This is a genomic window from Bradyrhizobium sp. CCGUVB1N3, from assembly GCF_024199925.1.
In the GTDB taxonomy this organism is placed as follows: domain Bacteria; phylum Pseudomonadota; class Alphaproteobacteria; order Rhizobiales; family Xanthobacteraceae; genus Bradyrhizobium.
In genome coordinates, this window is the sequence record NZ_JANADR010000001.1 from 1,068,998 (window position 1) to 1,083,137 (window position 14,140).

9 protein-coding genes are annotated in these 14,140 nt (G+C 65.4%); 6 read left to right on the forward strand and 3 right to left on the reverse strand.

The features are described from left to right. Window positions 1–49: 49 nt before the first annotated feature. Window positions 50–1,483 (reverse strand): hypothetical protein, encoded by a 1,434-nt coding sequence (locus NLM33_RS05065; protein ID WP_254095034.1) that lies wholly within the window; start codon window positions 1,481–1,483, stop codon window positions 50–52. 184 nt (window positions 1,484–1,667) lie between these two features. Between NLM33_RS05065 and glmU the strand changes: the two genes are divergently transcribed. Then, window positions 1,668–3,023 carry a bifunctional UDP-N-acetylglucosamine diphosphorylase/glucosamine-1-phosphate N-acetyltransferase GlmU gene (gene glmU, locus NLM33_RS05070; protein ID WP_254095035.1) on the forward strand — a complete coding sequence of 452 codons (1,356 nt, stop codon included), beginning with the start codon at window positions 1,668–1,670 and terminating at the stop codon, window positions 3,021–3,023. Window positions 3,024–3,030: 7 nt separating this feature from the next. On the opposite strand, the gene NLM33_RS05075 is transcribed toward glmU, so the two are convergent. Then, complete coding sequence (locus tag NLM33_RS05075; protein WP_254095036.1) at window positions 3,031–3,249, reverse strand: hypothetical protein; 219 nt, start codon at window positions 3,247–3,249, stop codon at window positions 3,031–3,033. Between the two features lie 220 nt (window positions 3,250–3,469). Between NLM33_RS05075 and glmS the strand changes: the two genes are divergently transcribed. From glmS to NLM33_RS05090, 3 genes are all read left to right on the forward strand, one after another. Next, the gene (glmS, locus tag NLM33_RS05080; RefSeq protein WP_254095037.1) at window positions 3,470–5,296 is read left to right on the forward strand and encodes a glutamine--fructose-6-phosphate transaminase (isomerizing); all 1,827 of its coding nucleotides are present in this window, start codon (window positions 3,470–3,472) and stop codon (window positions 5,294–5,296) included. Between the two features lie 101 nt (window positions 5,297–5,397). Further along, a complete protein-coding gene (locus NLM33_RS05085; RefSeq protein ID WP_254095038.1) occupies window positions 5,398–6,177 on the forward strand; it encodes a DUF502 domain-containing protein in 780 nt (259 codons plus the stop codon). 113 nt (window positions 6,178–6,290) lie between these two features. Further along, on the forward strand, window positions 6,291–7,148 hold the full coding sequence (locus NLM33_RS05090; protein WP_254095039.1) for an NAD(P)-dependent oxidoreductase: 858 nt from the start codon (window positions 6,291–6,293) through the stop codon (window positions 7,146–7,148). A gap of 844 nt (window positions 7,149–7,992) precedes the next feature. On the opposite strand, the gene recG is transcribed toward NLM33_RS05090, so the two are convergent. Continuing rightward, window positions 7,993–10,101, reverse strand: coding sequence for an ATP-dependent DNA helicase RecG (recG, locus tag NLM33_RS05095; RefSeq protein ID WP_254095040.1), 2,109 nt, complete (start codon window positions 10,099–10,101; stop codon window positions 7,993–7,995). Window positions 10,102–10,307: 206 nt separating this feature from the next. On the opposite strand from recG, the gene NLM33_RS05100 reads away from it, so the two are divergent. Together NLM33_RS05100 and mfd are read left to right on the forward strand one after the other, a co-directional pair. Further along, the gene (locus NLM33_RS05100; protein ID WP_254095041.1) at window positions 10,308–10,598 is read left to right on the forward strand and encodes a succinate dehydrogenase assembly factor 2; all 291 of its coding nucleotides are present in this window, start codon (window positions 10,308–10,310) and stop codon (window positions 10,596–10,598) included. After that, window positions 10,595–14,113 carry a transcription-repair coupling factor gene (gene mfd / locus NLM33_RS05105; RefSeq protein ID WP_254095042.1) on the forward strand — a complete coding sequence of 1,173 codons (3,519 nt, stop codon included), beginning with the start codon at window positions 10,595–10,597 and terminating at the stop codon, window positions 14,111–14,113. Before NLM33_RS05100 ends, mfd begins: the two co-directional genes overlap by 4 nt. The last annotated feature ends 27 nt before the right edge of the window (window positions 14,114–14,140 follow it).

A 14,140-nucleotide genomic window follows, 5' to 3' on the forward strand; every position in this document is an offset into this window, starting at 1 on the left:
GGCTCTGTGAGTTTGTCTCAGAGTCTCGCGATAACGGACTGATCTGACTTCAGTTTTTGTTTCGACTGAAGAATGAGGATATGGTCGAGGCGGCCGTCGTCTCCTGCTTGGGCGCAGGCGCGGCCGCTGCCGGCGGGGGTGGAGGCGGCTCCTCGCGCTTGGTGCGCTTCGAAGAGTAGCTCCGCCGGTGCTGCGGCTTCTCCGGCTTGGCTGTGGTCGGCGGCGTCTCGGCCTGGGGAGAGGCCTGCTGCGGCGCAGCCTCTTGGCCGCGCATCGACAGCCGCTGGCCGTCGAACACGGTCGTCTCGCAGGCCCTTTCGTTCTCGGTGAGGCCGGCGCAGATCTTGGCAGCGGCGGCCGCATTCACCAGCGGACCGGCGCCGAGGCGGAGCTGCATGCCGGTGCCTGTCTTGCTTTCCTTGATCATGATGATCGGCCGGAGGTTGACGATCTCCGGGTTGGACTTGATCAAGCCCTGCCACAGCGCGCGCAGGCCACCGATCGAGTTGGCGCTGCCGAGATCCACTGCGAACCGGGTCTGCTGCACTGATATCGCCGGCGCTGGCTGCTCGCTCTCGGCGGCCTCGGGCTCGGCAGCGGGAGACGCCGTCGCGACCTCGGTCGGCGACGCCGCGTCTGCCTTTGGCTGCTCGGCTTTTTCCGGCTTCTCCGTCTTGTCGGCTTTGTCAGCCTTCTCCGATTTGTCTGCCGTTTCCGGCTGGACCAGCCTGGCTGCGGCGGGATCGGGCGGCGCCATAAGCGATTTGGACGCAACCAGCGGCATGGTTGGCAGCCCGGCAGGCGGTATCGAGGATTGCGGAACGAGCGATGCCGCAGCAGCGGTCTGGGGCAGCGGAGCCGCCTGCTGCTTGATCTGTTCCTTGAACTGATCCTTGCTCTGTTCCTTGCTTTGTTCCTTGTTCAGTTCCCTGGCCGGCTCTTTGGCGGCGTCCACGCGGGGCTTGTCGCCGGCAGCGGGCGTCGAGGCGACCGGCGCGACGTTTGGGGCAGCGGGCGAAGGTGAGGGCGTCGGCTGCGCGGCGGCCGCCGCCGTCTCCTGCGGCTTGGCTGCAGGCGTCGGCGACGACGCTGCATTCTGCTTTGCGATCGTGCCGGTGACGGAATCGAGCCCTTGCTCCAAAACCGTGACGCGCGAATAGAGCCGGTCGCGATCGGTGTTGAGCGTCTCGATCGCGGACGCCAGTCTGCGGGCTTCGCTCTGGCTTTCCCTTGTCAGCATCTGGAGCCGGTCGGCCTGGCGCGTGAGATCGGCGGCTGCGACCTGGTCGCGCCGCCACCCGAGTTGCGCCTGACTGGCCATGACGGCGATCACCACGGCGCCGACGGCCCCTGCGCCCCACGAGCCGAGCCGCCACATCATACGGCGATCGAATTCGTTCTCCTCAGCCAGGAGTCCGGCGAGAAGACCGCCGGATTCCTTGGTCTCGAAGACGCCGGCCAGTGGGTCGGAATCTTTTGCCATGATTGTTAAGTGCCCAGCCCTGTCGAGCTTCCCCGAATCAATCACGGAACATTAACAGGAAAAGCGGGATGCACTTGAATTCTGGGCGTTTGCGGGGGTAGCAAAACGCCTCTATGACGACGCGTAAAGCAGCTCGCGCCGATCAGAAGCGATTCGGCCGACATTGGAATCACCGGGGATCTCGATGACCGCCCGCTCCAGCCTCACCATCGTACTCGCTGCCGGCGAAGGCACGCGCATGCGATCGAGCCTGCCAAAAGTGCTGCATCCGGTGGCGGGGCAGTCGCTGCTCGCTCATGTGCTCGCGGCCGCGCCGCAGGGAACTGGCACGTCGCTTGCGGTGGTGATTGGGCCCGACCATGCGGCCGTTGCAGATGAAGCGCGGCGCATCCGACCCGACACGCTCACCTTCGTGCAGGCCGAGAGGCTCGGCACCGCGCATGCGGTGCTGGCGGCGCGCGAGGCGATCGCGCGCGGTGCGGATGATCTTCTGATCGCGTTCGGCGACACGCCGCTGATCTCGGCCGGGACCTTCGAGCGGCTGCGTGCGCCGCTCGCGAGCGGCGCGGCGCTTGCCGCGCTCGGCTTTCGTGCCGCCGATCCGACTGGCTACGGCCGGTTCATTGTCGACGGCGATCGTCTGGTCGCGATCCGCGAGCATGCGGATGCGAGCACTGACGAGCGCAAGATCACGTTGTGCAATGCCGGCGTGATGGCGCTGGACGGGCGCCGCGCGCTGGCAATCCTCGACAAGATCGGCAAGGCGAACTCCAAGGGCGAATATTATCTGACGGACGCGGTCGGGATCGTCCGCCAACAGGGATGGGAGGCCATGGTGGTCGAGACCAGCGAAGACGAGGTGCGCGGCATCAACACCAAGGCGCAGCTTGCGGACGCAGAGGGCGTGATGCAGGCGCGGCTGCGAAGAGCCGCGATGGACGCCGGCGTCACGCTGATCGCGCCGGAAACCGTCTATCTCGCCGCCGACACGACGTTCGGCAAGGACGTGACGATCGAGCCCTTCGTGGTGATCGGTCCCGGCGTGTCGATTGCTGACGGAACGGTGATCCACTCCTTCTCGCACATCGTCGAGACTTCGCTCGGCAAGAACGTCTCAATCGGTCCCTATGCGCGCCTGCGACCCGGCACCTCGCTCGGCGACGGCGCCCGCATCGGCAATTTCGTGGAGACCAAAGCCGCAACGCTGGAAGCCGGCGTCAAGGTCAACCATCTCTCCTATATCGGGGACGCGACCGTCGGCGCCAATTCCAACATCGGCGCCGGCACCATCACCTGCAACTACGACGGCTTCAAGAAGCACAAGACGCTGATCGGGAAGGGCGCCTTCGTCGGCACCAACTCCTCGCTGGTCGCCCCCGTCAAAATCGGCGACGGCGCCTATATCGGCTCGGGCTCCGTCATTACCAAGGACGTGCCTGACGATGCGATGGCGCTGGAACGCAACCAGCAGACCATCCGCGAAGGCGGCGCTGCGCGGTATCGCGAGATGAAGACGGGGAAGAAGAAATCCGAAGGCTGAGCCGCGCCTATTCGTCCTCGGAGAATTCCGAGAAGATGGCGCGTGTCAGGCGCCAGCCGCGCGGTTTGGCGCGCTTCGCGGGCTCGCCGGCCTGGTGCTTGACGAATACGGGTTTGCTCTCCTTGCCACGTTGGGGCGGCGGCCAATGCGCCAGGTGCGTGCCAGTGGTCTCGCTGGCATGCACATACATCGATGACAGACCTTTGCGATCGGACGAGCGCTTCATGGCCTTGATCTCCGGGCAAGGAATCGTTGGCCAAATCTGTTGACAGCCGGTTAATACGCGCGGTTAAAGGCCAGCCAATTGGCCGCACGTTAGGGCTACCGCCATTTGGTGCTGTCGTAATCCGCAATAATTATTGAGTATCTGGTTCGTTACGAGTTTCGATAAAAACCGATCGCGTCGTTTTGACGATTTTTCGACGATTTGGGGGATATTGATCCGCATGTGCGGGATTGTCGGCATTCTCGGGCGCGAACCGGTTGCAGAGCAATTGGTGGATTCGCTCAAGCGGCTTGAATATCGCGGCTACGACTCCGCGGGTGTTGCCACGCTCGAAGGCGACCACCTGGAGCGCCGCCGCGCCGAAGGCAAGCTGAAGAACCTCGAGGCGCGGCTGCGCGACCAGCCGCTCAAGGGGACGACCGGCATCGGTCACACCCGCTGGGCCACCCACGGCAAGCCGACCGAACATAACGCCCATCCGCACGCCACCGAGCGCGTCGCGGTGGTCCATAACGGCATCATCGAGAATTTCCGCGAGCTGCGCGAGGAACTCGAAGCGAAGGGCACGGTATTCCGTACCGAGACCGACACCGAGATCGTGCTGCACCTGGTCGACGATCTGCTCGGGCGTGGCAACAAGCCGGTCGAGGCGGTGAAGCTCGCGTTGGGCCGGCTGCGCGGCGCGTTCGCGCTCGGCTTCATCTTCGCAGGCGAGGGCGATCTGATGATCGGCGCCCGCAACGGTCCGCCGCTCGCGGTGGGCTATGGCGATGGCGAGATGTTCCTGGGCTCGGACGCGATCGCGCTCGGGCCGTTCACCGATACGATCAGCTATCTCGAGGACGGCGACTGGGTCGTGCTGACCCGGAGCAGCGTTGCGGTCTTCGACAAGGACGGCCGCGCCGTCCAGCGCGACAAGATCAAGCATGCGGCCTCGACCTCGCTGGTCGACAAGGCCAACTACCGCCACTTCATGGCGAAGGAAATCCACGAGCAACCCGAGGTCATCGGCCACACGCTGGCCCGCTATGTCGACATGGCATCCGAGCGGGTGTCGCTGCCGGTGAAGCTGCCGTTCGAATTCCGCGACATCCAGCGCGTCACGATCACGGCCTGCGGCACGGCGAGCTACGCCGGCTATGTCGCAAAATACTGGTTCGAGCGTATGGCGCGCCTGCCGGTCGAGGTCGACGTCGCCTCCGAGTTCCGCTACCGCGAGTCTCCCTTGCGCAAGGGCGATCTGGCGATCTTCATTTCGCAATCGGGCGAGACCGCCGATACGCTCGCCGCGCTCCGCTATGCCAAGGCCGAAGGCGTGCACACGCTCGCCGTCGTCAACGTGCCGACCTCGACGATCGCGCGCGAGAGCGAGACGGTGCTCCAGACGCTAGCCGGTCCCGAGATCGGCGTCGCATCCACAAAAGCCTTCACTTGCCAGCTCATGGTGCTCGCCTCGCTCGCGGTCGCGGCCGGCAAGGCGCGCGGCGAATTGTCCGAGGAGGACGAGACCCGGCTCGTGCACGGCCTGGTCGAGATCCCGCGCCTGATGGCAGACGCGCTCACCACCGAATTGCAGATCGAGAAGCTCGCGCACAGGATCGCCAAGTCGCGCGACGTGCTCTATCTCGGCCGCGGCACCAGCTTCCCGCTCGCGCTCGAGGGCGCTCTGAAGCTGAAGGAGATCTCCTACATCCACGCCGAGGGTTATGCCGCCGGCGAGCTCAAGCACGGGCCGATCGCGCTCATCGACGAAACCATGCCGGTCGTCGTCATTGCGCCCCACGATCGCGTGTTCGAGAAGACCGTCTCCAACATGCAGGAAGTCGCCGCCCGCGGCGGCAACATCATTCTGATGACGGACGCCAAGGGCGCGGCCGAGGCGACGGTCGATTCGCTCGTCACCATCGTCATGCCCGACATGCCAGCAGCCTTCACGCCGATGGTGTATGCCGTCCCCGTGCAACTTTTGGCCTACCACACGGCGGTGGTGATGGGCACCGACGTCGACCAGCCGCGCAATCTCGCCAAGTCGGTGACCGTCGAATAGGCAGGGATGGGGACAGGACGAAAGCGGGTGCGGTCGCCTTGCACCTTCAAAAATCTGCTAGAAGACCCTAGCTAGAGTGCTGCGACCGACTTGGAACCCGAATGACCGCCCGTGACGACGCGTCCCCGCCTGTGCCTGCCGAAGACCTGCCGCCGGAGCCGCATACCGGCCTGATGGGCCGATTCCGCAACTATTTCCTCACCGGGCTCGTCGTTACGGGACCGATCGCGATCACCCTCTATCTGGTCTGGTGGTTCGTCACCTGGGTCGACGGCGTGGTGCGGCCGTTCGTGCCGCTGGCCTATCGGCCGGAAACCTATCTTCCGTACGGTGTTCCCGGCTGGGGACTGATTGTCGCATTTTTCACGCTGACGCTGGTCGGCTTCCTCGCGGCCAATTTGATCGGCCGGACCCTGGTCGATGTCGGCGAGACCTTCCTGGGCCGGATCCCGGCCGTGCGCGCCATCTACCGCGGCCTGAAGCAGGTGTTCGAGACGCTGTTCTCGGGCAAGGGGTCGAGCTTCCGGAAAGTGGGTCTCGTTGAGTTTCCCTCGCCGGGCATGTGGTCGATTGTGCTGATCTCGCAATCGCCGAGCGAGGACATCGCCCGCAGTCTGCCGGGTCAGGAGGAGCATGTCTCGGTGTTCCTGCCGTGCTCGCCGAACCCGACCACCGGCTTCTTCTTCTATGTGCCCAAGAGCAAGATCATCGAGGTCGAGCTGAGCGCGGAGGACGCCGCGACGCTGATCATGTCGGCGGGCGTGGTACAGCCGGGATCGAGCCCCGATCCGAAGAAGATCGCCGCGCTTGCGGGCGTGGCGAACGCCGCCCGCATTGCCAATGCCGCCGCCGTGCGCCCCGAGCCCGTCAAGGTGGATTGAGCGTCAGTCATTCCCCCGCGGGATGGCCGGCATTCGCTTTGCGGTTCCCTCACTCTGCTATCATTCGAGATGACGAAGCGCAGATCGCGTTCGCATTTGAACTGGAGTGAGCCATGTCCCCAACCATCGCGATCCTCGCGCCCGGCGCCATGGGCAGCGCGGTCGCACGCCGCCTCAGTGAAAACGGCGCGTGCGTGCTGACCTCACTGAAGGGTCGTAGCGAGCAAACCGCAAAGCGGGCGGCGGAGGCAGGCATGATCGCCGCCGAAGATACCGACATCGCGGGCTGCGACATCATCCTGTCGATCGTGCCGCCGGGTGAGGCCGTGGCGCTCGCCGAACGGCTGGCCGCAATCATCGTGAAGCGGGAGAAGAAGCCGCTCGTCGTCGACTGCAATGCCGTCAACGTCGATACCGTGCTCAGAATCGAGGGGATCGTCGGCTCGGCGCAGGCGCCGTTCGTCGATGCCGGCATCATCGGCTTTCCGCCGCAGCCGGGTGGCAAGGGGCCGGCGTTCTACGTTTCCGGCGAGCACGCGAAGGATCTGGCCGTGCTGAGGCAGCTTGGTCTCGACCTGCGGATCGTCGAGGGACCGGTCGGCGCTGCCTCCGCGCTGAAGATGTCCTACGCCGGAATCGTCAAGGGTCTTGCGGGCATCGGTTCGGCCATGGTCGCTGCCGCCACGAAAGCGGGCGCGGCCGATGCGCTCCGCGACGAGCTTGCGCTGAGCCAGCCCGCGATCCTGGCGCGACTCGAGGTCGCGCTGCCGGACATGATCCCGAAGGCCTATCGCTGGGTCGCCGAGATGCGGGAGATTTCCGGATTCCTGGGGCCAGCACATCCGGCCAGCCAGATCTATGAGGGCTTTGCGCGCTGGTTTGAGCATCTCGCCGAGGATGCCAAGGGCGAGGGCGCAGATGCGGGGCTTTTGAAGGCATTCGCGGAAAGAACGGCAAAGAAGCAGGGGTGAGGCGGGCTCGCAAGTCCGGCGACGGCCGCTGCGTTGCTGATTAGAAGGGGCGTCGGAACGCCCCAGGCGATCACGGCCGAAGAGTTGCGGCTGGAGTGCATGTTCCCCGCCAACGATTGGACCGAAGCCGAGCACGGAAGGTTCATGCTCGCGCATTCGGGCCGCGCGGGGATTGCGTTGGCCGATGGGCTAGCGTGAGTCAGCCCATTTGCGCCAATGGGTCGGCTGAATGTCGGCGTGCATTTTGCCCCGACCGTCGACCAAGTTGGATCCGTCCGTGTGACAAGGGAAAGGAAGCGCATGGACTATACCATCAAAGTCCAGCGCGCAGATTTCCAGATCTCGGTCGGATGGAGCTGTTGAAGTGGGCTGCCATTCGGCGGACACGAACTGCATGATGTACCTCCAGCAGTGATGCACGGATAGTTCCGATGTGTGCTCGGTCAGCGATCATCAGATGAGTTTCGCCTCTCCGAAGCAGCACATGCCTTTGCCTCCTTGACCTGCGATGCCCGACTTATACCACGGGTGGTCCATCTTGAATGTGAGCCAGCCCGCAACAAGGGAGACTCGAATGATGTTCCGCAACGCCGCCCCATAATACCTCCGGGCGAACGAACACCGCTTGCAAGTGGGTCCGGCTCGGTCTTTCGGAGGTTCACGAATTGGCCGTGAGGCCGAATGTCGCGAATGGCTGCCGGCCTTTTGCGGCGCTGTGGCCAAGACCTTCAACGCGTCATGCGCGAGTTTGACCTGCGCGTCTATCAAAGATGCTTGGAGCGCAGAAGGGTCGCTTCGGGTAATGGACTACTGGATCAATCCCTGCAGGACGGACATCATCGTGTCAGCCCGCACCGATCAGCGGGATCGCTTCGTCGCGTTCGTAGAGATACAGCAGGCAGCGCAGTGCATCGCCGCGCTCACCCTGTAGTCTTGGATTGTCCTTCATGATGCGAAGCGCTTCGTCGCGGGCCTGCGTGATGAGCTGGCTGTGGACCTCGGAGCGCGCGATGCGGTAGCCGGGCAGGCCGCTCTGGCGCACCCCCAGCACATCGCCTTCGCCGCGTAGCTTCAGATCTTCCTCCGCGATCCTGAAACCGTCCGTGGTCTCGCGGATCACCTTCAGCCGCGCTTTCGACATTTCGCCGAGCGGCTCGCTGTAGAGCAGGAGGCAGGTGGAGGCTTCCGAGCCGCGTCCGATACGGCCGCGCAACTGGTGCAGTTGGGCAAGGCCAAAACGTTCCGCGTTCTCGATCACCATGATGGTGGCAGCCGGCACGTCGACGCCGACCTCGACGACGGTGGTGGCGACCAGAAGTCCGATCTCGTTGGCGGCGAACTGCGCCATCACGCGGTCCTTCTCCGTGCCCTTCATCTGGCCGTGGACGAGGCCGACCCGATCGCCAAAACGCTTCTGCAGGCTCTCGAAGCGCTTGGTTGCATTGGTCAGATGCTCGGTGCCCTCGGCCTCGGATTCCTCGACCAGCGGGCAGATCCAGTAGACCAGCGTGCCGGATTGCAGCGCGCGGGCAACGCCGTCCATGACCTCCGAAAGCCGGCTGATCGGCACCGCGCGGGTGTCGATCGGCTGGCGGCCCGCCGGCTTCTCCCGCAGCTCGCTGACATCCATGTCACCGAAATAGGTCAAGACCAGCGTGCGCGGGATCGGCGTGGCACTCAGCACAAGCACGTCGACCGCTTCGCCTTTCGAGGTCAGCGCCAGCCGCTCGCGCACGCCAAAGCGATGCTGCTCGTCGACCACCGCAAGCGCGAGCGCCCTGAAGATCACGTCGTCCTGGATCAGCGCGTGGGTTCCGACCAGAAGGTCGATCTCGCCTTCGGCAAGCCGCGCGAGGATATCACGCCGCTCCTTGCCTTTTTCGCGCCCGGTGAGGATCGCAACCCGCAGGCCGGCGCGCTCGGCGAGCGGCGCGATGGTCTTGATGTGCTGGCGCGCCAGAATTTCTGTCGGTGCCATCAGCGCGGCCTGCTTGCCGACTTCGGCGACGGCGGCGGCAGCTAACAGCGCCACCACGGTCTTGCCGGAGCCGACGTCGCCCTGAAGCAGGCGCAGCATGCGCACGGGCTGTTGCAGATCGTCGGCGATCGCGGCCGCGGCGCTGCGCTGGGACGGCGTCAGTGCGTAGGGCAGGGCGTCGATGATCTTGTTGCGCAAATGACCGTCGCCGGCGTTGCGCACGCCGGCTGGCCGGCGCAGCTGTGCGCGGATCAGCGCCAGCGCAAGCTGGCCGGCGAGCAGCTCGTCGAAGGCAAGCCGCGACCAGAACGGCTGGTCGGGCAGGACGTCCGTGAGCTCAACTGGCTGATGGACGCGGGTGAGGGCTTCCGCGATTGGCGGGAAGTGGCAGCGGCGGATGACCTCCGGGCTGATCCATTCCGGCAAGGCCGGCAGCTTTTGCAGAGCCTGCGCGATCGCGCGGCGAAGCGAACCGAGCGCCAGACCTTCGGTGAGCGGATAAACGGGATCTATTCCCGAGAGCCTAGCGATGGCCTCCTCGTCCAGCACGCGGTCGGGATGCACGATCTGCGGAATGCCGTCGTACATCTGGAGCGTGCCGGAGACGTAGCGCTTCTCGCCGACCGGCAGCAGCTTTTCGACATAGCCGGGCTTGGCGCGGAAGAAGGTCAGCACGACGTCGCCGGTGTCGTCGCTGGCGTAGACGAGATAAGGAGCGCGCGCATTGCGCGGTGGCGGCGGGCGATGGCGATCGATCGTCACCTCAAGCATCACCACAGTTCCGGGCACGGCGTCGCGGATTTTTGGCCGCGCCCGGCGGTCGATGACCTGACTCGGCAGATGGAGCAGGAGATCGACCAGCCGCGGCGTCTCATCGCGGCTGAGCAGATAGCGCAACAGCTTGTCCTGCTTCGGCCCGACGCCGGGCAGGCTGGTCACGGGAGCAAACAGCGGATTGAGCAGGCTGGGGCGCATGAGGCGAATCTAGGATCGTTTCAACCCGTCTTGCCCGGCTTTATGCCGGGCATCCACGGCTTTTTTCATCGGGCGAGCGGCCCGGGTCATGATGATTTGAGAACCGTGAGCCGCGGCAACAAAGGGCTGGCATCGGTCGCCTCAGTCGCTATATCACCCCCGCCCGGCACGTCCGGGCTTTTGGCGTTGGACTGGATATCACGGACATGACGGGAACGACACGATCGAGCGGTGGCCTGGACGAGCGCCGCAAGCGGCTTCTGTTCCGCTGCTGGCACCGCGGCACGCGCGAGATGGACCTTATCCTCGGCCGCTTTGCGGACGCCGAGATCGGCAATCTGTCCGAGGGCGAGCTCGCCGAGCTCGAGGGCCTGCTCGAGGTCAACGATCCCGATCTCTATGCCGCGATCACCGGCGACAAGGTGCTGCCGGCTGATGTCGCAGGCACCCTGTTTGCCCGCATCAAGGCGTTTCCGATCGCGGATGGAAACGCATGAAACAGCCGTTGAAATCGCCGGCCGAATCGCTGGCGCCCGGCCGTGCGCTGACGCTTGCCAATGTCGCCGAGGGCGCCGAGGGGCTCGTCGTCTCCGATCTCGCGCGCGCGATCGCGGCGCGACCCAAGAAGGCCGCCGTCAGCCTGGCGGTGATCTGCCGCGACGGTCCGCGCATGCAGCAGCTCGAGCGTGCGCTGCAATTCTTCGCGCCGGATCTGCCGGTGCTCCAGTTCCCGGCCTGGGACTGTCAGCCCTATGACCGCGTCTCGCCACATGGCGGCATCCTGGCCCAGCGCCTGACCACGCTTGCCCGGCTCGCCTCGCTCACCGGCAGTGACAAGCCGCTGATCGTGCTGACCACGGTGAACGCCATCGTGCAGCGCGTGCCCTCGCGCGACCTGGTGGCGGCGCAGGCGCTCTCGCTCGCGCCGGGCAATGTCGTGCCGATGGACACCATCGTCGCCTGGCTCGAGCATAACGGCTATAGCCGCTCCTCGACCGTACGCGAGCCCGGCGAATATGCCGTGCGCGGCGGCATCCTCGATCTGTTCCCCGCGGGCCTCGACCAGCCCGTCCGTTTCGACTTCTTCGGCGACAGCCTGGAATCGATCCGCTCCTTCGATGCCGAGACCCAGCGCACGATGCTCGACATGCGCTCGCTCGACCTGGTGCCGATCTCGGAATTCCAGCTCGTCACCGAAACCATCCGCCGCTTCCGCATGGGCTATGTCGCCGAGTTCGGTGCGCCCGAGCGCGACGATGCGCTCTACGAGGCCGTCAGCGAAGGCCGTCGCCATCCCGGCATGGAGCATTGGCTGCCGCTGTTCCAGGAGCGGATGGACACGCTGTTCGACTATCTGCAAGGCGCGGCCGTCGCGATCGAGCCGCAAGCCGAGGACGCGATCCGCGAACGCTTCAAGCAGATTCTCGATTACTACGAGGCGCGCCGCGATGCGCTGGAGCATCGGGCCGGCGGCGCCGTCTACAAGCCACTGCCGCCCGACCGGCTGTATCTGACCGAAGAGGAATGGGCGAAGCGCGAGGGCGCGATCCCGCTGGTGCGGCTGACGCAGTTCTCGGTACCCGCCGACGGCACCAGTGTCATCGACGCCGGCGCGCGCAAGGGCCGCGACTTTGCGCCCGAGCGCAACGACACCACCGTCAACGTGTTCGAGACCGTGGTGGCGCACGTGATGGCCTTGCAAGCCCAGCGCAAAAAAGTCGTCGTTGCGCTCTGGACCGAAGGCTCGCGCGACCGCATGACCTCGATGCTGCGCGACCACAAGCTGACGCATACGACCAGCGTCAATAGCTGGCGCACCGTGCAGGCGACCCCGCGCAACGAGACCATGCTCGCCGTGCTCGGCCTCGAAAGCGGGTTCGAGACCGACGAGATCGCCATCATCAGCGAGCAGGACATCTTGGGCGATCGCCTGGTGCGGCCGCGCAAGGCGAGCCGCAAGCTCGACAATTTCATCTCGGAAGTGACGAGCCTTAGCGCCGGCGACATCGTCGTCCACGTCGATCACGGTATCGGCCGCTTCGTCGGCTTGCAGACGCTGGAGGTCGGCGGTGCGCCGCACGATTGTCTCGAGCTGCATTATGCCGCCGAGACAAAGCTGTTCCTGCCGGTCGAGAACATCGAGCTGCTCTCGCGCTACGGCTCCGACCAGACCACGGTCGAGCTCGACCGCCTCGGTGGAAGCGGCTGGCAGACCCGCAAGGCCAAGCTGAAGAACCGCATCCGCGAGATCGCGGGCGAACTGATCAAGATCGCCGCGGAGCGCCAGCTCCACGAAGCGCCAAAGCTGCCGGTGCAGCCCGGCCTCTACGACGAATTCTGCGCGCGCTTCCCCTATGACGAAACCGAGGACCAGCTCGGGGCGATCGAGTCCACGCTCAAGGATCTCGAGCGCGGCCGTCCGATGGACCGCCTGATCTGCGGCGACGTCGGCTTCGGCAAGACGGAAGTCGCCTTGCGCGCCGCCTTTGCGGTCGCACTCGAAGGCAAGCAGGTCGCGGTTGTCGTGCCGACCACGCTGCTCGCCCGCCAGCACAACAAGACCTTCACCGAGCGTTTCCGCGGCTTCCCCGTGCAGGTGGCTCAGGCCTCGCGCCTGATCCCGACCAAGCAGCTCAACCAGGTCAAGAAGGGCATCACCGACGGCTCGGTCGACATCGTCGTCGGCACCCACGCGCTGCTCGGCAAGGCGATCAAGTTCCGCGACCTTGGGCTGCTCATCGTCGACGAGGAGCAGCACTTTGGCGTCAGCCACAAGGAGCGGCTGAAAGCACTCCGCTCCGAGGTGCACGTGCTGACGCTATCGGCGACGCCGATCCCGCGCACGCTCCAACTCGCCCTCACTGGCGTGCGCGAGCTCTCGATCATCGCCTCGCCCCCGGTCGACCGCCTCGCGGTGCGCACCTTCGTCGCCCCGCACGATCCGCTCATGATCCGCGAGGCGCTCTTGCGCGAGCGCTATCGCGGCGGACAGGCGTTCTACGTGGTGCCCCGGATCGACGACCTCGCCGAGGTCAAGGACTTCCTCGACAAGAACGTGCCCGAGATGAAGGTCGCGGTCGCGCACGGGCAGATGCCGCCCGCAGTGATCGAGGACATCATGACGGCGTTCTATGACGGCAAGTTCGACATCCTGCTCTCGACCACGATCGTCGAGTCCGGCCTCGACATTCCCAACGCCAACACGCTGATCGTGCATCGCGCCGACATGTTCGGCCTTGCCCAGCTCTACCAGCTCCGCGGCCGCGTCGGCCGCTCGAAGCTGCGTGCCTATGCGCTGTTCACGCTGCCGGCGCAGCAGAAGATCACGGCGCAGGCCGAGCGCCGGCTCACCGTGCTGCAATCGCTGGAGACGCTTGGCGCAGGCTTCCAGCTCGCCTCGCACGACCTCGACATCCGCGGTGCCGGCAACCTGCTCGGCGAGGAGCAGTCCGGCCACATCAAGGAGGTCGGCTTCGAGCTCTATCAATCGATGCTGGAAGAGGCGATCGTCAACCTCAAGGCAGGCGTCTCCGAGCCCGCGGCCGACCGCTGGTCGCCCTCGATCACGATCGGCATGCCCGTGCTCATTCCGGAAGATTACGTCGGCGACCTCTCGGTGCGGCTGTCGCTCTACCGGCGGCTTGCCGATCTCGACACCGAGGAGGAGATCGAGAACTTTGCCGCCGAGACGCGCGACCGTTTTGGCGTGTTGCCCGACGAAGTGCGCTATCTCTTCAAGATCGCGGCGATCAAGGCCTATTGCCGTCGCGCCAATATCGAGAAGGTCGATGCCGGCCCGAAGGGCGCGGTGATCGTTTTCCGCGACAACTCCTTTGCCCATCCGGACCGCCTGGTGTCGTTCATTCGCAGCCACGGCGAGGCCGCGAAGGTGCGGCCCGATATGAAGGTGGTGTTCTTCCAGGACTGGGAGACGCCGGAAGAACGCCTCGCGGGCACGACCGAGATCCTGCGCCAGCTCGCGCAGCTCGCCACGAGCAAGAAGGCGGCGTAGGCATTCTCGTGTCCCGGACGCGGCGCA